The sequence below is a fragment of the Granulosicoccus antarcticus IMCC3135 genome (genome assembly GCF_002215215.1).
GTDB lineage: Bacteria > Pseudomonadota > Gammaproteobacteria > Granulosicoccales > Granulosicoccaceae > Granulosicoccus > Granulosicoccus antarcticus.
Genome location: NZ_CP018632.1, coordinates 6,904,253 through 6,924,875 on the forward strand (window position 1 = coordinate 6,904,253; position 20,623 = coordinate 6,924,875).

Sequence of the window (20,623 nt, forward strand, 5' to 3'; positions counted from 1 at the left end):
TTCAGCCGACTACCTTCAGGTAAGGCAGCGCCGGTGTTCGGCCATGCCATGTCACTGGATGAACACTGTCGCAATGCTTCGAATAGTAGATTGTCTGACTCTTGATCACGACCTTAGCCTGGTGCTGCTGGCTGCCATGATATGCCTGCTGGGCTGCTTTGCCTGTGTCTTTGTAACCGGCAGGGCCATGTCCGGCGAGCGCTCACGAATTTGGGTATCGCTGCTCAGCTTGTGTGCGGGCTGTACCGCCTGGTCCACGCACTTTATCGCCATGCTGGCTTACCAAACCAGCGTCCCGATGACCTACGATCCGACAAAAACCGTACTCTCACTGATTGTCGGTATCGTTGTTATCAGCATCGGCTTTCTATTTTCGTTCAAACAACGCCATATAAAATCAAGGCGTTTGCTGGGTGGTGCTCTGGTCGGTGCAGGAGTCGCAGCCTTGCATTACATTGGCATGGCAGGCCTTCTGTTTCCCGGCTCAATAAGCTATGACGCCGATCTGATTATCGCCTCTTTGCTGGCCGCTCTTGGGTTTGGCGCCTTCTCAATCGACAGCCTGTTTGATCCCAGTCGAGACAAGCTGAATGTGTTGGCTGGCACACTCCTGGTGCTACTGATCGTCTCTTTGCACTTTCTGGGTATGTCAGCTGTCAGCCTGGAACTTGGCTTTTTTGATGCTACCGCCGGCATATCACGATCCTTCCTCATTGCCGGGGTAACAGTGTCGTCACTGACCGTCCTGACGATCGGAATTGCTGCATCCATGTTTGACAAGCGCTTGTCTCTGCAACTAGCCACGCAGGCAGAACGATTCAAAATGTTGGCTGACGGCGCTTTTGAAGGACTGATTGTTCACCAGAATCTTGACATCATGGACACAAACCTGGCGGGTCGCACCTTGTTGGGACTGGATCTGGATACTAGCGGCAGGAATCTATCAGAATGGTCCATCGTTGAGGTGTCAGAGCTGCGAATAGGTGATGACACCCTTGTGCAGGAGGTTCAGATCAACGATGGCAAGGGCATCGACTTTCCGGCAGAAATCTATCGTCGAGCCATCATGCTACACAATGGCGAAATAGGAGAAATGATCTCGATTCGCGACCTGACTCAACGCCGGGAAAATGAAGCACAGATTGCACATATAGCACTACATGACGCTCTGACAGACTTGCCTAATCGCCGATACTTCAATGAACTGGCGAATTGCGCCATGGCGCGCGCCAAACGCTCAGATGCCTCTTTCGCCCTGTTGGCCATGGATCTGGACAACTTCAAGTCAGTTAACGATATGCATGGGCATGCTGTTGGCGATGAACTGATACAACTCGTGGCAAAACGATTAGACGCACTGCTAAGAGATGGCGATGTGGTTGCACGACAAGGCGGGGATGAATTCACGCTACTGTCCACATCCGTTGATCAGCCCGCACAGTCCATGGAACTGGCACAACAGATACATGGGATTTTCAGCTCCAGCATTACACTGAATGGCGCTCAGTTGATGGTTGATGCATCGATCGGCATCGCGGTTTTTCCGGCAGATGGTGAAACACTCGAAGAGCTGATGCGCAATGCGGATACCGCCATGTACGAATCCAAAGCCGAAGGCAAAGCCACGACTCGCCTCTTTGAACCGCGTATGAATATTCATCTGGATGCCAGACGAAACCTGGAGGCACGCTTGCGAGAGGCGTTAGCACTAGGGGCCTTATCGTTGAATTATCAACCACTGGTCAGCTGTGATGATCGATCGGCGGTGTGCTTTGAAGCACTACTACGATGGACAGATGCAGAACTGGGCTCAGTCTCACCGGTGGACTTTATTCCTGTAGCCGAACAGACCGGCCTGATCGTACCTATCGGGGAATTTGTCTTGCGTCAGGCCTGTATGGATGCGGCCACCTGGCCTGAGCCGATACGTGTTGCAGTGAACCTGTCTGCAGCACAGTTCGGCAAACAGAACATCGTAAAAATCGTCAAAGCTGCTCTGCAAGCAAGCGGCCTGAGCGGTACCCGGCTGGAACTCGAGATTACCGAATCACTGCTGATCAATAACAAAGATGACGTACTAAGGACTCTGGATGAGCTCAAGATGCTGGGCATACGCATTGCCATGGATGATTTTGGTACCGGTTATTCTTCCTTGAGCTATCTGCAAAGCTTCAACTTCAACAAGATCAAGATTGATCGGGCATTTGTATCCGACCTTGAAAGCAATCCGGAGAACGCCAGCATCGTTCAGGCGGTCATATCCATGGGCAAGAGTCTGCACATGCGCGTCGTGGCTGAAGGCGTGGAGACTCGAGAGCAGGCAGACATATTATCGAACCTGCAATGCGACGAATTACAGGGCTATCTGATATCCAGACCTATGCCAGCGGCACAAGTCCAGGAATTTCTTCGCAGTACAGCTGAAGCCGACAAGCCTGACGAGGACTTGCCATCACTGGCCGCCTGAGAAGCTTGCCAGACTCGTTCTCTATAAACACCTGACTTGGCTGCTCAACAGGCTCGGCAGACGAAGCCCGACTGAGCCAATCAGGCCGTTGGAAATAAATCTTCACTCACCGCTAACAGGTGGAACTTCATCTTTGCCTGTGCCGAGTCGGTATCACGCTGTTCAATAGCTGCAAAAATGGCCTCGTGCTCGGCAAAGCTGTGATGCGCAGGCGTGGGCTCCTCAGTCCGTCGGTTCAACCTTCCCCAGACGATAGTGCGGCGCAAGGCATTGAGCTGCTCATACATGGTAATGAGCGGCGTATTCTGAGTGGCTTCAGCGACGAGACTGTGGAACTGATTATCAATTGATTCGTATTGACGCCAGGCAACCGCCTCGCGCGCCTTGATACAGCTGTCATGCAATTGCTCAACGTGCTCGGCAGTCGCATGCAGTGCAGCCTCACGAGCCAGCATCGGTTCAAGCACCAATCGGGCATGCATGACTTCTCGCGGCGTGGTGCGCTTGGCAATGGCTGCAATCGACAGAAACTCCGCGCCCTTGCCGTGACCGTTACCCACGAAGGTACCGCGTCCCACGTGTCGCCAGATAACGCCCTCTGACTCCAGTATCGCAAATGCCTTGCGTAACTCCGATCGTGCAAGACCCAGGGTTTCGCACAGCTCCCGTTCGGCCGGCAAACGATCATTCAGGTCGAAATCTCCCTGCGCGATATAAGCCTGCAGCTGTATCAACGCTCCTTCGCTGTTCTCTCTTTTCACGCCTGTTTGATGGATTTTCAAGTGAGTCTGGATCATAAACAATGGTGAACCAATATACAAATTGATTATTCAATTAGAAACCAAACAAAACCAATTTCACTGATCCAATGAGACTGATGGCATATAATATCGATATTTTTTGAACATCAAACACTGGAAATGTTTAGTGAAATTATTCTTATCTTATTGTTTTAAATATATTTATTATGTTTTTCAAGCACTAATTCGACCCCATTATTGCTCAGGAATAGGTCTTGTGCCCATTGTGAAATTACTTTATGGTTTCTGAAAGTCAATTATTGGTTCAAATCAATAAACCAATTTTGACTAAACAACACCTATCAATTTGTGGAGATCACGACCAATGCACTTTGCCACCATCGCCGTTAAAGGATTATCTGTAGCGGTAGTCCGCCTCAATGACGACTCCGTGCTGGAAATAGCCAAAGCGGCCACATCCGCAGTGGACGGTGCGGCTGCGGACTCACTGCGTGAAGGATCCCTGCAGGCAATCATCGAAGGCGGTGCAGAGGCACTGGAAGCTGTTCGCACGCTGGTTGCCGAAGCGGAATCCGGAAAACATGCCGATGCGCTACACGCAATCAAGGACATCGAGCTCCTGGCCCCGATCCCATCACCACGCAAGAATATCTTCTGCGTGGGTAGGAACTACGCAGAGCATATCGCCGAAGGCGACAGAGCTCAGAAACAGACGGTAGGTGTTACCGAGTATCCGGTGTATTTCACCAAGCCTCCAACCGCAGTCATTGGCCCCAAGGCACTGATCCCGATCTTCCCGAGCCTGTCCGAAAATATCGACTACGAGGTTGAATTGACCCTGGTCATTGGCAAGGCTGGCAGAAACATCTCTAGCGACCAGGCCTACGATCACATCTTCGGCTACACGATCATCAATGACATCACAGCACGTGACATTCAACGTCGTCACGGTGGTCAGTACTTCAAAGGCAAAGGCCTGGATGGCTCCTGTCCTTGTGGCCCATGGATAGTGACTGCTGATGCCATCAGCGATCCCCACAACTTGTCCATCGGCCTGTCAGTCAATGGCGAGGTCCGTCAGAACGGATCAACGTCGGACATGATCTTTGATATTCCAACCCTGATCGAATCACTGTCACAAGGGTTGACACTGGAGCCTGGCGATATGCTGGCAACCGGCACCCCTTCCGGTGTCGGCTATGCCATGGACCCACCAAAGTATTTGAAAGATGGCGACACCGTAGTTTGTGAGATATCCGAAATTGGACAACTCGAGAACACGATGACTACTGCCACCTAGGCAGGAGTTGCATTATTAACAAGAACCACTCACGCTAGACAGGAGAAATACACCATGATCACCCGTCGCACGTTCACAGCTGCACTGCTTGCAGCTCTGCCGCTGACACTACTCAGCGCGCCGACCCTCCACGCTCAGGATCTGCGAGAAATCACCTTCGTTCAGCCCAGCCCCTCAGCCATTAACTCCTATCCGGTTTTTGTCGCTATCGGTGAAGGCTACTTTGCCGAAGAAGGCTTGAAGGTAAACGTTGAGGCCATCAATGGCTCTGGTGCAGTTCTGCAGGCTCTGTCTGCAGGGCAGGCGCTATTCGGACGACCGGGCCCCGGCCCATTACTGGCTGCCCGTTCACGCGGTGTTGATGCCGTATTCTTCTACAACGTTGCTTCACGCAACAACTTTGGCATCGTGGTTCGCGCAGATTCCGACATTCAGGATCTGGAGGGTTTACGCGGCAAGGTCATTGGTACGGGAACAGCAGATGGGGCTGAAGTCGGATTTGCCCGCAATGTCATGTCTGACGCCGGCATGGTCGCCGGTGAAGACTTCGAGTTTCTGACAGTAGGCGATGGCGGCCCAGCCACTGTTGGCTTCAACAGCGGCGAGATGTCCGCCTATTCATCCTCAACGGCAGATTCAGCGGTTCTCAACCACCGTGGCATGAAGGTGCGGGATATCACGCCTCCCAAATTTGCCCGCTTCTTCGGCAATGGCCTGGTCACCATGGGAGACACGATTCGCAATGATCGTGAACTGGTGGAAAAATTCGGTCGAGCGTTCATTCGCGGTCATGCCTTTGCACTGGATGAGGCCAATCGTGAAAAGGTCATGACTCATTTGACCGCAGGTAATCGCCAGGAAGGCGAAGATCCGGAATTTCAGGGCGCGCTGTTCGATGCCATCAAATCAAAGACCACACCTGTCGACATGACCAATGGTCTGGGCTATCTGCCAGAGGAAGTCTGGGAAGAATGGCAGGAAAGCCTGGTCGCAGGCGGTGAGCTACAAAGCCCACTGGATGACCTGACTTCTGCCTATACGAACGAGTTCATCGCCGACTGGAATGAGGTTATCAAGTAATGAACGCTCTCGCAGCCGCACCGGACACATCCACCGTGCAAGCAGAAGCCGTCTATGAATTGGCGAATGTTGGCAAGACTTACGCCCGCAACAAGGTCGTTGCTCTTGAAGGTGTCAGTCTGACACTTGAAAAGGGCAGCTTCTCGTCAGTCATAGGTTCCAGCGGCTGCGGGAAATCCACTTTGTTGAAAATCATGGCTGGGCTATTACCGCCCAGCACCGGTCGGGTCGTTCTGCAGAACGATCCGGTCATCGGTCCCCGCAGAGACATTGGCATGATGTTTCAGCATGCCACCCTGTTTCCCTGGCTGACCACCGTTGAAAACATCGTTTTGCCCATCGAAATACGTGATGGACGTGCTGCAGCACAGCAGGCCAAGACACGAGCTCATGATCTGCTTGATGTCGTCGGCTTGAAGGGCTTCGAGGATGTCTATCCGAACGAGCTTTCAGGGGGTATGGCACAACGGGCGTCCATCTGTCGCATGCTGATCACCGAACCTGCCGTCTTGCTACTGGATGAACCATTCAGTGCGCTGGATGAGCTATCTCGCGACATGATGAATATGGAATTGCAGCGTATCTGTGCCGAGCAGCATGCAACCGCTTTTCTGGTCACTCACTCTATCGCCGAAGCAGTCATCCTGTCCGATCACATCTATGTCATGAAGCCACGCCCGGGAAGATTGGCCGAAATTGTCACGGTGGATCTGCCAAGACCGCGCACGCTGGACATGATCACAACACCAAAATTCGGAGCCATCGTTGACTACATCCGCCAGTTGCTGGACAAGGGAGCAGAGCTGTGAGACAGGCCAGCGTCAGTACCAACCCGGCACCCATGCCGAGTGAAGAGACGATCTGGGTAGAACGCGAATCCTTGCTGGATCGCATTCCACGCAGTGTCTCCATGGCGTTTGTATTCGTGTTGTTCGTGGGCTCCTGGCAGCTATCAACCAGTCTGGGACTCGTGTCTCCGATCATATTGCCGACCCCACTGGAAGTCTTCAACGACCTGATATTCGTTGGCAAGAACCTGCTCACCGGCGACTATATGCTCGGCGCAATGTGGATCACCATCAAAGAGGTAATCTACGGTTTTGCCCTGGCTATCTTCATCGGTTTCTCTCTCGGTGTACTGGTCGGCGAGACAGCATTCGGCGAACGTGCAGTCATGCCCTATCTGGTAGCACTGGATACCATGCCCAAAGTGGCTTTCGCCCCCCTGTTCGTCGCCTGGTTAGGCTTTGGCATTGAATCCAAAGTGGCACTCGCAGCCTTCATCGCCACTTTCCCGATTGTTGTCGGTACCGCAGCAGGCCTGCACGCTGCCGATGAAAATGCACGCATGCTGTTCAAGACCATGGGGGCCAGCAGATTGCAGACCTTGATCAAGATGAAGCTGCCGATGGGTCTTCCCCAGATATTCACTGGTCTTAAAATAGGTGCTGTTGGTGTCATGGCCGGAGCCATCACAGGCGAGTTTCTCGGTGGTGGCAAAGGCATCGGTGAATTGATTCGAGTCGCTGCATCACAGCTGCATACACCTCGGGTTTTCTCCCTTATTCTGTACATCAGCCTGTTAGGACTGGCGCTCTACGCCCTCGTGACATGGACACAGCGCCGTACCGTGTTCTGGCAGAAAGACTCAGTCGGAGCTCGTGATGAGTGATCCAGACAAGCCGGTCAGTGTCGCCAGCCTGCAAGCCTTCATTCACCGAGCTCTGACATCACAAGGTGTGCCGGAGGCTGACGCCAGCAAGGTATCAAGCCTGATGGTGGAAGCCGACATCTTTGGCCATGATACTCACGGTGTTTTTCGATTAAGACAATATCTGGCACGACTACGTGACGGCGGTTGCAATGCGCAGCCCAACATTGTTGTTGCCCATGAGACTGTGGCCACGGCCCTGATCGACGGCGATAACGGCCTCGGTCACCTGGCCATGAACCAGGCTTGTGAGCTGGCCATCGAGAAAGCTCGCAGCGCAGGAATTGGCTGGGTTGGTGTGCGACGCGGCAATCACGCAGGACCACTGGCACTGTATGTACGCCCGCAAGCCAACGCCGGCATGATCGGCATGGCAGCAGCAGTGGGCAGTGCCAATCACGTCCCCCCTTTTGGAGGAACAGACCTGCTATTGGGTACTAATCCAGTCGCTATCTCAGCACCCAACGGCAGCGATGACCCATTCGTACTGGACATGGCCAGCACCGTGGCTGCCATGGGCAAGATCAAGACGCTGGCACAGCGCGGCGAAGCCATGCCAGAAGGCTGGATGGTGGGACGTGATGGAGAACCGCTGACTGATCCGAACCGCAAGTCAGAAGGCTTTCTGCTACCCATCGGAGGCCCCAAGGGTTTCGGCTTATCGGTTGCCATCGGTCTGCTGGCAGGCGTTGCTAACGGGGCAGCTTTTGGCTCGAATGTCGTGGACTTCACCGCTGATACCAGCAGTGAAACGAACACGGGACAATTCGTCATGGCGCTTGACCCTGCAGCTTTTGGCATGGGAGAAGACTTTGCACAAACAGCCGCACAGGCCTTCGATGAGATGCGCGCCTCCCCGCCTCTGCCCGGACATGCGCCGGTACGCTTACCGGGTGATGGCAAGCATGAAGTGGCCGAGCAACGTCGTCGCAATGGATTGTTACTCGGTCCAGCCTTGCATCAGGATTTACTGGCACTGGCAGAACTGCATGGGTTTGATGCAACCCTGGAACCTGGCATATGAAGAAACAATCGCACTGCAGACGAGATGACTCTACTTACATTCGAACCGACTGAGCTGACAAGGTCACATTGAGCTGGAAGCTGCCCTCATTTACCAACCACTTGCGCAATGTATAGGTACGGACACCTGCTGCATGCATGGGGTCTGCATCAGCGATGGCACGGGCGGCCTGCATCGATTCGGCCCGGTAGATGATCAGACCGTTGCCTTGCATCTGCTCACCCGTGTCGTCCGAAAGCGGTCCAGCGAAGACCAGCGCGCCACTGCGCTCCTGCTCCAGCTGATATTGAAGATGTGCAGGCAAGGTGTCTGCCAATTGTTCCGGCTTCACCGCCGTTGTCTCGACAACATAGAGCTCCAGAGCAAGTGATCCACGCTCTTGTGCTGCCTTTTTATAGTCATTCCACGCTGGCATTTTTTTCTCCTTTAATATCGATTTTTATTGACAATAACACATATTATCGTTATTAATGAATGTATTTCGTCAGTCTTGTTTTCACACGCACCCAATCGAGGAGCCGATGTCTAGCCCTAACGAACACAACAACCATTCGACCCCTGAATCTGCTCAAGCAAGCGTGCGCGCGTTGCGGACACGGATGCCACAGGTGGACCCGGTGGCGATTGATGTCATTCTGCGAGCCGCACGATCACACTACGCCTGGACCGATCGGCAGGTCTCCGATGACACACTGCGGGAGCTGTATGACATCACTGCAGCAGGCCCTACCAGCATGAACACCTGCCCGGCGCGCTTTGTTTTTGTCAAGTCGGAAGAGGCTCGAACACGTCTGGCCAAGTCGTTGAAGGACAAGAACATCGACAAGATGATGAGCGCACCCGTCGCCGTCATCATTGCCTTCGATCTGGACTTCTGGAAAGAGCTGCCCTTTCTCTTCCCACACGAGGATCGACGTGGATTCTTCAAAGGCAAGGAGCAGCACTGTTATGACACAGCCTTTCGCAACTCATCCTTGCAGGCCGCCTATTTCATGATCGCAGCGCGTTCACTGGGACTGGATGTGGGCGCCATGTCCGGATTCTCCAACCAGATTGTCGACGAAGAGTTCTTTGCAGACACATCCCTGCGATCCAACTTCCTGTGCAATCTCGGCTATGCCGATGAAAGCGCAATCTTCCAGCGTCTGCCTCGATTCTCATTCGAACAAGCCTGCTCGTTTGTCTAGTTTGTTCAAGCAGTCGCCTTTATCCGATTAACTCAGCCAGGAGATTGACCTCATGAAAATGCATACGATTGTTGGCACCGTTGGTGTTGCTCTATCCACTTGCCTTATGCAGCCCTTGATGGCGGCAGAGACTATCCAGGCCGTTGTCATCGACGGCTATCCTGCAAAAGCCATGTGGGTCCAGGAATTAAGCAATTTCTTCATTCCTGAAGTGGACAAACGTCTGGCCGAAACAGGCAATTATGAAATGAATTGGCAGGAAAGTTATGGAGGCACGATCGTCAAACCCAAAGGTGTATTGGAAGGCATAGAGCTGGGCCTGGGCGATATCGGCATTGTCACCACGATCTTTCATTCATCCAAATTGACAAGTCAGGCCCTGGCAGCGGTAACACCTTTCATCACAACCGACGCCAGAGTTGTAGCCAAGGCCATCGATGAGATCGCAGTAGAATTCCCAACAATGCAAGAGGAGTTCGCTGAACAGAACCAGATACTCCTGGCTACCGGTGTGGTTCTGGATACCTATCAGCTGTTTGGCAAAGAGGCTATCAGCGCGCTTGCAGACATGGAAGGTGACAAGATTGCTGGTGCCGGCATGAATCTGCGTTATCTGGAAGGCCTTTCAGGCACTGCCGGTGTTCGAGGTGGACTGACTGATTTCTACAGCATGTTGCAAACAGGCCTTGCCGATCAGGCAATGCTCTGGCCGGAAGCGGCAAGTACCTTCAAGATTGCCGAGGTCGCCCCTTTCATGCTTAAAGCAGACATGGGTGCAGTCAATTCCAAGACCCTGACTGTTAACGCCGACTACTGGGAAAAGCTGCCCGAAGAGGTCAAAGTCGTTCTCAAGGAAGTCGCTGTCGCCTACCGTGATCATGTAGCGAATATTGCCATGGATCGTGCAGCCAGCAGCATTGAAGAATTCGTAGCAGCCGGTGGAACCGTCGTTGATATGGATCCTGCACAACGCAAAGCCTGGGCCGATGCCATGCCCAACATTGCTGTTGAATGGGCCGAAGAGCTGGATGCCAAGGGCAAGCCTGGTTCAGACATGCTCAAAGCCTATATGGACAAGCTGGAAGCGGCAGGCTTCACCCCGGTTCGTGACTGGGCTTCTGAGCTTTGATCGCCCTCTGTAACTGATCATTTTTCATAAAAGATAACGGAGGATATATGAGTGATATTTTTGCATCTTCATGGCGCTTTATCACGCTCGTTGCCGAACGTATATCCATGGGTGCCAATGTCGTTGGCACCCTGACCGTTCTGGCACTGGTAATGGTTGTGAACTACGACGTCATTGCACGAGGCTTCTTCGGTGCACCCTTCATGGGTGCAGTCGAGGTGGTTCAGTTCACACTGGTATTCATTGTTTTTCTGCAACTTCCCGATGTCGTTCGGGTTGGCCGCCTCACTCGTTCAGATGGGTTTCTGGCAATTCTTGCAACGGTAAAACCTACTCTGGCACTTTGGCTACAAAGAGCAGTGGATGCACTGGCGGCTGTCTTCATGATGTTAGTGGCCTATGCCCTCTGGCCCGAGTTCATGAAGATGTGGGAATCAGATGACTATTTTGGTGTTCCCGGTGTTTTTACTGCTCCATGGTGGCCTATCAAACTTGTCATTCTGGCCAGTGGCGCTCTTTGCGCTCTGTTGTTCATCATCAAGATCGTAAACGCCAAACCTGACGTTGCCCAGAACAAGGGTGATGTAAACGAAGACTCAGCGAGCTGATTGGTATGTCCCCCTTTGAACTCGGTACGGCGTCCGTTATCGCCATCGTCTTTCTTATCTACCTCGGTGTCTATATTCCTGTCGCACTGGGCATGGTGTCTTTCGTATCCATCTGGTTTATGCGAGACAACTTTGACCTGGCTGTCAATCTATTGAAGATTGCGCTGAGCGATAGCGTCATGGAGTACACCTTCGCCACCGTGCCACTTTTCACCTTCATGGGGCTGATCGTCTCCAAGGCGGGTATGGGGCGCGATATCTACGAAGTCATGAACGCCATATTCAGCAAGATCACGGGTGGCATCGGCATGGCAACCGTCGGTGCCAATGCAATCTTTGCCGCCGTCACCGGTTCATCAATCGCCTCCGCCTCTGTCTTCTCAACAGTGGCGGTGCCACAGATGCTGAAATATGACTACAATCCACGATTTGCTGTTGGTGTCGTAGCAGGCTCGTCTGTATTGGGCATGATCATCCCACCCTCGGCCATGCTCATCATCTACTCGCTGGTTGCAGAGCAATCGGTCGGTGACATGTTTCTTGCCGGCGTGGTGCCTGGTGTATTGCTGGCCATTGCCTACCTGGTTACCATCTGGGCAGCTGGGCGATTTGCACCCGATTTTGTCGGTGGACGCCATATCGATGATACCGAGACTCTGACCTCATCAGAGATCTTTACCCGCACAGCGCCTCTTTTAAGCCTTGTCCTACTGGTTCTGGGTGGTATTTACACCGGTTGGCTGACTCCTGTGGAAGCCGGAGCCGCAGGCGCACTCTTCGGACTGCTCATCGCCCTGATTCAACGACGCATGACGCTCACCAGTTTCAAGGATGCCTTGCTGGAAACCGGACACATCACCGCCTCCATTCTCTTTCTGATTACCGCCGCATCCATCTACAGCCGCATGCTTGGCCTGGCAGGACTGCCCAATGAGCTGGCCGCCTGGATTGCTGCCAATCAATTCTCCTTTGCCGTTGTCATGGTGATCTACGTTGGCATGATGCTGTTTCTGGGCACCTTGCTGGATACCGCCTCCATCATCCTGATTGTCGTCCCTCTTTTCCTGCCACTGATCGAAGCACTGGGCCTGAGTCCGGTCTGGTTCGGCATCGTGACTGTGGTGGGAGCAGAAATCGGACTGCTGACACCGCCATTGGGCATCAGCTGCTTTGTGATAAAGGCAACACTCAATGACGATCGAATCACCTTGAAAGATGTCTTCCTCGGAGCATTACCGTTCGCGTTCGTAATGCTACTGATGTTGATTGTCCTGATCAGTTTTCCAGAAATCAGTCTTGTACTGCTAAACCATTAAAGGCACTCGTATGCAAAACGTTACCGAAGACAACATCACTGATACTTTTCTCAACTACTTTGGCAAAGACACTGATCCACGAGTTCTGGAGATCATGAGCAGCCTTGCCAGACACCTGCATGACTTTGCCAGGGAGACCCGAATCACCCACGCCGAATGGCAGCAGGGCCTGGAATTCTTGAGGGCCACGGGCAGAATCACGACCCCCAAGCGCGACGAGTTCGTTCTACTCTCCGATGTGCTTGGCCTTTCCTCACTGGTCGACATGATGCACTCCCCCGCGGTGGGCACCAGCTCCAGCGTGCTAGGGCCCTTTCATGTATCAAACCCACCGGCTCATGATCTGGGCAGTGATTTGCGTGGTGAATTCGATGGCGAAGTGGTTCTGGTCAAAGGCCGCATCCTGGATGTCGATAACAAGCCAGTCAGTGGTGCCACGATCGATATCTGGCAGACCGCACCCAATGGCATGTATTCATCGCAGGATCCGGATCAGGATGATTTAAATTTCCATGCAAAATTCACTACCGATAAAGACGGTAACTACAGCTTCACAACCGTCAAGCCAGTTCCCTACACAGTACCCACCGACGGACCTGTCGGAGACATACTCAAGGCCACCGGTCGTCATCCCTGGAGACCTTCGCACTTGCATTACATTGTTGAGGCAGAAGGCTTCCGCTCTCTGGTTACCGAAGTGTTCCCATCCGATGACGAATACCTGAATCACGACACTGTCTTCGGAGTCCGGGATGACCTGATCATGCATTACCTGCCACAGCCAGCAGGCTCGTTTCCTGAAGCGGGATTCGAACTGAGTGGCTCCGTCAAGGAGCCGTGGCTGTTGGTGGAATTCGATATCGTATTGGTTGCAGCCTCCAGCATATAGGCAGAGTGTTAGCCTGAATATTTCACCAAGAGTTGGCGGAGCACCTGTAAAATTGTAGGCCGATCAAAGCTTTACAATCAAAAACAGGAGCGCCCCGCCAGTGTCAAATTGTACCCTCAAACGCAAGCTGAAAAAACGTAGCATCCAACTGGATTTCAGCGGTGGAGATGTCAGTGGCATTGGAGGGGTTGAACTGCTGCGGGCAGCCGATGATCGCCTCGGACTGTGCAAGGCGGCTTCCAGGCTTATGCACGACCCTCGCGATCAGAGTGGCGTGACACACCAGTGGGATGCGCTTGTGCGTCAACGTATTTTCGCTATAGCGGCAGGCTTTGCCGATTTGAATGACCATCAACAGTTGCGTCATGACGCCGCTTTGCAAAGTGCGGTCGGAGTGCTTGAGCCCATGGGTAGCGCTCCCACACTCTGCCGAATGGAAGCTGCTATCGCTCAGCATTCAACGGTACAAGCGAGAAAAACGGTGTTTGAGATGCATCGATTGATTCTGGAGCGATTCATCGCCTCGTTTGATGAGCCTCCCAAGTCTTTGATTCTCGACTTTGATGGCACTGATGATCGTGTTCACGGTGAACAGCAAGGTCGGGCATACAACACACACTACGATGGCTATGGCTTTCTGCCGCTCTACGTGTACTGTGGAGAGAAGCTGTTGGTCAGTTACCTACGCCCCATCAATCGCCCTGACGCCACTCATTCGGCAGCGGTGCTGTCGCTGCTGGTTAAAGGCATTCGAGCCCATTGGCCGCAGGTGAACATCGTTTTTCGTGGCGATGGGGGCTTTTACCGGCCGCTATTGCTGAGCTGGTGTGAGCGTCATGATGTTCGCTATATTGTGGGTTATACAACCAACAAGGTGCTGATGAGCGAGTGTCAGGTCAGCCGGGAGACACTGAGCAGTTGCTGGCTGTGGTTCGAGCACAAGGATGTGGATATTCCTGCACTCAAGGTATTCAAGGATATTGACTACCAGGCGGGTAGCTGGGTTCGCCCCCGCCGAGTCATTGCCAAAATGGAATACAACGAGATAGGACCCAATCAACGCTTTATCGTCACGGATCTGGTTGGCGAAGCTGAACAGCTCTATAGCGAGGTCTATTGCGAACGTGGGACCATGGAAAATCGGCACAAAGAGCTGCAGATGGGTCTATTTGCTGACCGTACAAGTTGCACAGCTTGGTGGAGCAACCAGCTGCGCGTGATGTTCTCCTCACTGGGGTATGTGTTATGGCAGACGGTGCGAGAGAAAGGATTGGCAGGAACCTCACTGGCCAGGGCCCAGGTATGGACGTTGCGCCAGCGCCTGGTCCATATCGGTGCCGTGGTGATCAGAAACACGCGACGGATTGTGATAAAGCTGAGTAGCGCGGCGTTAGAAAAAGAGAATTTTCTGATTGCGTTGCAACGTCTAGAAGCAGCGTAGCCATTGGCTATGAAATCTCTGGCCAGCCGAGATGGGGGAAAGGGGGCCTGTACCCGAAACTCAAAAAAATAGTCACTTTTGGTGCTATCGGCACTGATTTATGCTCAACAAGGTGACGTAGTTGCATTACTTGAGGCCGATGAAATATTCAGGTTAGTCTCTTTCAATGACCCAGAAAATCAGTGAAACTGTCAGCCTTAGAGCGTTGGAGGTGCTTGACGAGCTTGCTCGAACAGGCTCGATGCAGGAAGCGGCAAGCAAGCTGAACATGTCGGCACCTGCCACGTCGCAGCAACGCTTCATTACGCTGATACTGGACTGCACACATGCGCCAGCACAACCCGGTGACAGCATGATTGCCAATGAGTGGTCGGTACCGTCACCTCAGCCGGTTGGGGCTATCGAGTAGGCAAGAATATAGCCATGGGCTTTGTTGATGCAGCATTCACCGAGCTGGGTTGCAAGCTGCAAGTTGCAAAAAGAATCAGTGCAGTCCCTGGCTTGGCATGCGGTCACAGATTCTGGGTGGTTATGAAGTTCGGCTTTGCATTGGACAAATCGTCGACGGCTTCGTTAAACTGTACGTACACATTCAAGTATGGTGGTCGCCGCGTTTTGCAAGCACTAAACATTCAAGGATTGTTCAACGTCTCTCCATTCCCGATCGCCAAGCCTGGCAGCTGATGACCAGAATGGGCGCTTCATGAAAAGAAAACCACCCTGGAACGAGGCAGTGCGGCTTGCTGCTCTCGAACGTTACGGTATCCTCGACATGCCCTCTGATGCAGTTTTGAACAGCATTGTTCAAGCTGCAGCAAATCTGTGTGAAACACCCATTGCTCTGATAAGCCTCGTTGACTCTTCCTACTTGTGGCTCAAGCCCTGTGTGGGCATGCCAGAGATAAAGGCACCTCGCGATTATTCCTTTTGTAACAATGCTATCCAGGAGCCAGAAAAACTCTTGGAAGTTGAAGATGCCAGCAAGGATGAGCGCTTCAAGAACAATTACTTGGTGACGGGCGAACCAAATATTCGGTTCTATGCGGGCAAACCATTAGTAACACCCGATGGTATTGCTTTGGGTACCTTGTGTGTCATCGATTATAAACCCCGACGGTTATCTACCACACAACGAGATGGCCTCGATCAATTGTCCAATGCAGTTATGGAACTGTTTCACGAGCGACTTGAATCCAGAATAACGGCGATTGATCATATTGTCGAACAAGCTATTCAAGACGGCGTGATGATCACCGATGCCAATCAACCCGGCAATCCGATAACTTATGTAAACCAGGCTTTTGAACTCCTGACTGGTTATTCCAAAGCGGAAGTGCTGGGTAAGAACCCTCGATTTTTACAGGGGCCAGATACAGACCCCGACAAGCGATCACAACTGTGCAACGCGATCGCAGAACACAAATCCTGTACTGTCACCCTAAAAAACTACCGCAAGGATGGTGTTGGATTCTGGAACCAGCTGACCGTATCGCCAGTGATGGATTCATCTGGCAAGCTCATCAGTTTTGTTGGGATTCAACGCAATGCAGACGATCGGCTGCTCGCCGAGGACCGATCACTTCGATTATCAAAAACCAGGCAACAGCGGGAACAGGCACGCGCAAGCCGTAATCGACTGGCGCAGATTGTAGAAGATTCTACCAACGAGATTTATGTGCTGGATGCAGATAGCTTTCAGATCATGAATGCCAATCGCAGCGCACGCAATAACCTGGGCTACAGCTTTGACGAATCCCAACAGCTCATGCCGTGGGATTATGTTGAAGGGCTGACTCAGGAAAACATGAACGGGCTGATCGCCCCTCTGAGGGCCGGTGTGCTTGATACCCAAGTATTTGAAACGGTCCACCGCCGCAAAGATGGAAGCACCTATCCGGTTTCTACCCACCTGCAATATATGGCTGCACAGGATCCACCTGTTTACACAGCCATCGTTCAAGATATCACCGAGCGCCAGCGCCAGGAGGAAAGTGTTCGGCTGCGTGAGCGTGCGATCGAGGCGTTGGATGTCGGTGTCACCATCCTTGATGCGACCAAGGAGAATAATCCACTGGTTTATGTGAACCAGACACTATGCAGGATGACTGGTTATTCGGCCGATGAATTGATCGGGCAAGGTGCTGGCATATTTCAGAGAAATAACCGCCAGCAGATTCCCCATCTTGAAGTCAAGGCAGCACAGGCTAAAGGTGAGTCAGTACAAGTGTTGTTCAATAGCGTACGCAAGAATGGATCGCGCTTCATGAACGAGCTGTCACTTTCACCGGTTCATAATGCCAAGGGAAAACTGACTCACTACATCGGTATAAACCGAGATGTGACTGAGAAACTCGAGACTGAAGAACGATCGCAGCGGTCACGAAAAATTGAAGCAGTCGGTCAGCTTGCAGGTGGTATCGCACACGATTTCAACAACCTTCTGAGGTCATTACCGGAAATCTGGAATTCTTGACGATGGATATCACGAATGAGATTCATCGTGATTATCTCAACAAGGCTGACACTGCTGCTCAAATGGGGGCACGTCTGACTCGCAGGCTGCTTGGTTTCGCCAGGCAAAGACAGCTGAAACCGACGGTGCTGAACGCCAACAAACATGTTCTCGCTGCCATAGAATTGTTGCGCTCAACCATTGGTCAACACATTACTTTGTCCTCGGACCTAGCCGACGATCTATGGAGCATTCTTTCTGACTCCAGTGAAATCGAGAATACCGTAGTCAACCTTGTCATCAATGCACGCGACGCCATGCCCAGAGGCGGAACAGTCACTATTGAAACAAGGAACGTAAGCTTTACAGGACTTGAAGCTGAAAATTCCTTTGGAATACTCCCGGGGAACTACATACGATTGTCAGTTTCTGATACCGGAATCGGTATGAACGAAGTGGTAAAAGCCCATGTTTTTGAGCCTTTTTTTACTACCAAGAAAGCCAATTCGGGTCTTGGACTAGCCTCTATTCATGGGTTCGCACGGCAGTCAGGTGGCGATGTGCATATTCATTCAGATACCGATCATGGAGCTGTAATCAGTGTCTTTTTGCCTAGCGACTGTGAAACTGTCGCCTGAACGACTGACGTTGAACTTGAGATGACTCAACCCACTAAAAGGGTCAGCCGAGTTCTAGTGGTTGAGGATAACCGCATGGTCCGGGATCTCACGGTTGAACGCTTGCACGCGCTGGGTTATGACACCGTGCAGGCGAATGATGGACCATCAGCCATACAAATATTCAAGAATGACGCTGCTTTTGATCTGCTCCTGACCGATATCGTCATGGAGGGCGGTCTGTCTGGATTCGAGGTAGCTCAATGGGTTCAGAATCATGCGCCTCAGTGCCATATCCTTTTGACGTCAGGTTTCAGTGAACAGATGGCCGAAGCCAGCAACTTTGATATCGGCGAACTACGTGTACTTCAAAAACCCTACAGCCTTGCTGAGTTGCAGCAGAGAATCAACGACGTTTTTGAAACAATCGATTGATACCAGATCGTCAACGCACAGGCAGTCAGGGATACTGGCAGACAAAATCGATCCGGATCTGTGATCGAATGGGTAGAGCAGATCGTAGTAACAAACATGCAAACCGCAGCCCTCATCTTTCCCCACCAGTTGTTTGATCAACACCCGGCCATACGTGACGACCTCGAAAAGGTCTATCTGGTTGAAGAATCACTGTTCTTCGGTGATGATCGTTACCCACTCACCTTCCACCGCCAGAAACTTGCCTATCACCTGGCGACACTCGATGCCTATGAAAAGCGGCTGAAGCAACAACACCCGGTCGAACGAATTGCCTATACCGGCAAGTCCTCACTGCTAGACACGCTGATGGTGCGTCTTGCAGAAAACGGATGTGATTGCCTGCGAGTAGTCGATGTTCACGATTTCGAACTGAACAAGCGCTTGCACCGATCCTGTGCAAAATCACAGATCGAGCTGGTGATTCTGCCGACTCCCGCCTTTCTCAACACACCCGAAGAGAACCAGGATTTTCGTAGCGGGCGCAAACGATGGTTCATGGCAGACTTTTACCAGTGGCAAAGACGCAGATTCGATGTACTGATGGAAGATGGCAAGCCTGCCGGTGGGCAATGGAGCTTCGATGAAGACAATCGCAAGAAAATGCCCACCGCAGAAATAAAATTGATTCAACCGCTACCAGTCAAACAGAGAACAGCCCGAATCAGACGCGCCTGCGACCAGGCCGACAAACTCATTCCCGATGCCCGTGGTCATCTGCATGACTGGCTGTATCCCACGACGCACGAAGAGGCCGCCGATTGGCTTGATCGATTCTGTGCAGAGCGCTTTGCCAAATTTGGCCCCTTTGAAGATGCCATGGTTCATGGACAGAGTTTTTTGCATCATTCGGTTCTCACTCCCATGCTCAACACCGGACTGCTGACACCACAGCAAGTTCTGGATACGGCGCTGGCGGCACAGAAGGAATACAAGATCCCGCTGAACAGCGTGGAGGGTTTTATCAGGCAATTGATCGGCTGGCGCGAATTCATGCGCGCCACCTACGATGATCTGGGTGTTCGCATGCGCACCACAAATCACTGGCAACATCACAATCCTCTACCCGATGGTTTCTACACGGCAGAAACGGGTATCGCACCGATTGACGACTGTATCGGGCGAGTTCTGGAGACCGGTTATTGTCATCACATTGAACGACTCATGCTACTCGGCGGTTTTCTTTTTCTGTGTGAGGTGGATCCGGATGAAATCTACCGTTGGTTCATGGAAATGTTCATTGATGCCTATGACTGGGTCATGGTACCCAACGTCTATGCCATGAGCCAGAATGCTGATGGTGGCTTGATCACCACCAAGCCCTATTTTTCCGGCTCAAACTACGTGTTGAAGATGAGTAATTATCAGCGTGGTGACTGGTGCGATATCTGGGATGGCCTCTACTGGCGGTGGATCTGGAAACAGCGCAAGGCATTGAGTGGCAATCCACGCTGGGCGATGATGTGCCGTGCCGCAGAAAAGATGGACGCTGAGAAACGACAGAATCACCTGAATTGCGCAGAAGCGTATCTCGAATCGATGTAAGCCGGTCTGCCTTGCCGGACAGGCACAAATGACACAGACACAATGGCAATAGAGGCATGTTGGATGACTGCCTGAGTGACAACGCACTTTTCATCAGTGGTACAAGAAGCCCATACAGTCAGCGTGGTTCCTGTGAGTACACTCGCAGGTGCTGTAAACCACACTGGAGTAAACCATGTCCCACAAATATACCGGCGGATGCGATCACATCCATACACATTCCGACAACGACCCTATCGATAATCACACCTGCCATTGCTCAGTTTGCAAAAACGTTACAGGCCAGGACAGCACCCATGTTGTATTTTTCAACCATGGCGATGTAGTGGTTGATCACCCCGAGAATCTGAAGCGCCAGCCATTCAACGCTAACAACCCTGATGGGCCACTGGAATTATGTACCTGTGGAAGCTGTGGCACACCCATCATGCTGGATGACAAGGAAAGCCGTATTCGCGTCATCGTGCCGAACCTGATGGGATACACATCAGAGAATCTGGCTGCCTCCTATCATGCATTCTATGATCCGGCGACAGGTGAACCCCGGCCCGATGACGGTCGTCCGGTGCATGAAGGACTACGACCTGACTTTGTGTGGCCAGCCTCTGCCTGAGGCAGCACT

At 52.3% G+C, this 20,623-nt stretch carries 21 protein-coding genes; 19 read left to right on the forward strand and 2 right to left on the reverse strand.

Annotated elements, in window-relative coordinates:
* Nucleotides 1–73 precede the first annotated feature (73 nt).
* The gene (locus IMCC3135_RS29920) at nt 74–2,467 is read left to right on the forward strand and encodes a bifunctional diguanylate cyclase/phosphodiesterase (protein WP_169727548.1); all 2,394 of its coding nucleotides are present in this window, start codon (nt 74–76) and stop codon (nt 2,465–2,467) included.
* An 80-nt stretch (nt 2,468–2,547) separates the two neighbouring features.
* On the opposite strand, the gene IMCC3135_RS29925 is transcribed toward IMCC3135_RS29920, so the two are convergent.
* Nucleotides 2,548–3,228, reverse strand: a complete 681-nt coding sequence (locus IMCC3135_RS29925; RefSeq protein WP_205737780.1) for a FadR/GntR family transcriptional regulator — start codon at nt 3,226–3,228, stop codon at nt 2,548–2,550.
* Between the two features lie 364 nt (nt 3,229–3,592).
* On the opposite strand from IMCC3135_RS29925, the gene IMCC3135_RS29930 reads away from it, so the two are divergent.
* Genes IMCC3135_RS29930 through IMCC3135_RS29950 form a run of 5 tightly spaced genes read left to right on the forward strand, consistent with a single transcriptional unit; the run spans nt 3,593 to nt 8,343 of the window.
* Complete coding sequence (locus IMCC3135_RS29930; protein WP_088920921.1) at nt 3,593–4,528, forward strand: fumarylacetoacetate hydrolase family protein; 936 nt, start codon at nt 3,593–3,595, stop codon at nt 4,526–4,528.
* Between the two features lie 54 nt (nt 4,529–4,582).
* Nucleotides 4,583–5,608 carry an ABC transporter substrate-binding protein gene (locus IMCC3135_RS29935; protein ID WP_088920922.1) on the forward strand — a complete coding sequence of 342 codons (1,026 nt, stop codon included), beginning with the start codon at nt 4,583–4,585 and terminating at the stop codon, nt 5,606–5,608.
* Nucleotides 5,608–6,417 (forward strand): ABC transporter ATP-binding protein, encoded by an 810-nt coding sequence (locus IMCC3135_RS29940; protein ID WP_088920923.1) that lies wholly within the window; start codon nt 5,608–5,610, stop codon nt 6,415–6,417. Before IMCC3135_RS29935 ends, IMCC3135_RS29940 begins: the two co-directional genes overlap by 1 nt.
* On the forward strand, nt 6,414–7,280 hold the full coding sequence (locus tag IMCC3135_RS29945; protein WP_205737781.1) for an ABC transporter permease: 867 nt from the start codon (nt 6,414–6,416) through the stop codon (nt 7,278–7,280). Before IMCC3135_RS29940 ends, IMCC3135_RS29945 begins: the two co-directional genes overlap by 4 nt.
* Nucleotides 7,273–8,343 (forward strand): Ldh family oxidoreductase, encoded by a 1,071-nt coding sequence (locus IMCC3135_RS29950; protein WP_088920924.1) that lies wholly within the window; start codon nt 7,273–7,275, stop codon nt 8,341–8,343. The genes IMCC3135_RS29945 and IMCC3135_RS29950 overlap by 8 nt, the downstream gene beginning before the upstream one ends.
* A 34-nt stretch (nt 8,344–8,377) precedes the next feature.
* Here the strand turns inward: IMCC3135_RS29950 and IMCC3135_RS29955 are convergent, their stop codons facing one another.
* Nucleotides 8,378–8,758 (reverse strand): YciI family protein, encoded by a 381-nt coding sequence (locus IMCC3135_RS29955; RefSeq protein ID WP_088920925.1) that lies wholly within the window; start codon nt 8,756–8,758, stop codon nt 8,378–8,380.
* A gap of 106 nt (nt 8,759–8,864) precedes the next feature.
* Between IMCC3135_RS29955 and IMCC3135_RS29960 the strand changes: the two genes are divergently transcribed.
* The 13 genes from IMCC3135_RS29960 to IMCC3135_RS30020 all read left to right on the forward strand — a co-directional run bounded on the left by IMCC3135_RS29960 (nt 8,865) and on the right by IMCC3135_RS30020 (nt 20,614).
* Nucleotides 8,865–9,530: a malonic semialdehyde reductase gene (locus IMCC3135_RS29960; RefSeq protein WP_236994693.1), complete on the forward strand. Its 666-nt coding sequence runs from the start codon at nt 8,865–8,867 to the stop codon at nt 9,528–9,530.
* A 52-nt stretch (nt 9,531–9,582) separates the two neighbouring features.
* Entirely contained in the window at nt 9,583–10,659 is a 1,077-nt protein-coding gene (locus tag IMCC3135_RS29965) for a C4-dicarboxylate TRAP transporter substrate-binding protein (protein ID WP_088920927.1), read from the forward strand.
* Nucleotides 10,660–10,706: 47 nt separating this feature from the next.
* A complete protein-coding gene (locus IMCC3135_RS29970) occupies nt 10,707–11,267 on the forward strand; it encodes a TRAP transporter small permease subunit (RefSeq protein ID WP_088920928.1) in 561 nt (186 codons plus the stop codon).
* A 5-nt stretch (nt 11,268–11,272) separates the two neighbouring features.
* Nucleotides 11,273–12,583, forward strand: coding sequence for a TRAP transporter large permease (locus IMCC3135_RS29975; RefSeq protein WP_088920929.1), 1,311 nt, complete (start codon nt 11,273–11,275; stop codon nt 12,581–12,583).
* 10 nt (nt 12,584–12,593) lie between these two features.
* On the forward strand, nt 12,594–13,472 hold the full coding sequence (locus IMCC3135_RS29980) for a dioxygenase family protein (RefSeq protein ID WP_088920930.1): 879 nt from the start codon (nt 12,594–12,596) through the stop codon (nt 13,470–13,472).
* Nucleotides 13,473–13,572: 100 nt separating this feature from the next.
* Entirely contained in the window at nt 13,573–14,913 is a 1,341-nt protein-coding gene (locus IMCC3135_RS29985; RefSeq protein WP_088917058.1) for an IS1380 family transposase, read from the forward strand.
* Between the two features lie 166 nt (nt 14,914–15,079).
* The gene (locus IMCC3135_RS29990) at nt 15,080–15,322 is read left to right on the forward strand and encodes a helix-turn-helix domain-containing protein (RefSeq protein ID WP_088920931.1); all 243 of its coding nucleotides are present in this window, start codon (nt 15,080–15,082) and stop codon (nt 15,320–15,322) included.
* Between the two features lie 14 nt (nt 15,323–15,336).
* On the forward strand, nt 15,337–15,597 hold the full coding sequence (locus tag IMCC3135_RS29995) for a hypothetical protein (protein ID WP_236994694.1): 261 nt from the start codon (nt 15,337–15,339) through the stop codon (nt 15,595–15,597).
* A gap of 19 nt (nt 15,598–15,616) precedes the next feature.
* Nucleotides 15,617–17,386, forward strand: a complete 1,770-nt coding sequence (locus IMCC3135_RS30000) for a PAS domain S-box protein (protein WP_088920933.1) — start codon at nt 15,617–15,619, stop codon at nt 17,384–17,386.
* A 2-nt stretch (nt 17,387–17,388) separates the two neighbouring features.
* A complete protein-coding gene (locus IMCC3135_RS30005; protein ID WP_088920934.1) occupies nt 17,389–18,003 on the forward strand; it encodes an ATP-binding protein in 615 nt (204 codons plus the stop codon).
* A 21-nt stretch (nt 18,004–18,024) separates the two neighbouring features.
* Nucleotides 18,025–18,417, forward strand: coding sequence for a response regulator (locus IMCC3135_RS30010; RefSeq protein ID WP_088920935.1), 393 nt, complete (start codon nt 18,025–18,027; stop codon nt 18,415–18,417).
* 96 nt (nt 18,418–18,513) lie between these two features.
* Nucleotides 18,514–20,001, forward strand: a complete 1,488-nt coding sequence (locus tag IMCC3135_RS30015; RefSeq protein ID WP_088922165.1) for a cryptochrome/photolyase family protein — start codon at nt 18,514–18,516, stop codon at nt 19,999–20,001.
* A 175-nt stretch (nt 20,002–20,176) separates the two neighbouring features.
* The gene (locus tag IMCC3135_RS30020) at nt 20,177–20,614 is read left to right on the forward strand and encodes a GFA family protein (RefSeq protein ID WP_088920936.1); all 438 of its coding nucleotides are present in this window, start codon (nt 20,177–20,179) and stop codon (nt 20,612–20,614) included.
* Nucleotides 20,615–20,623 lie beyond the last annotated feature (9 nt).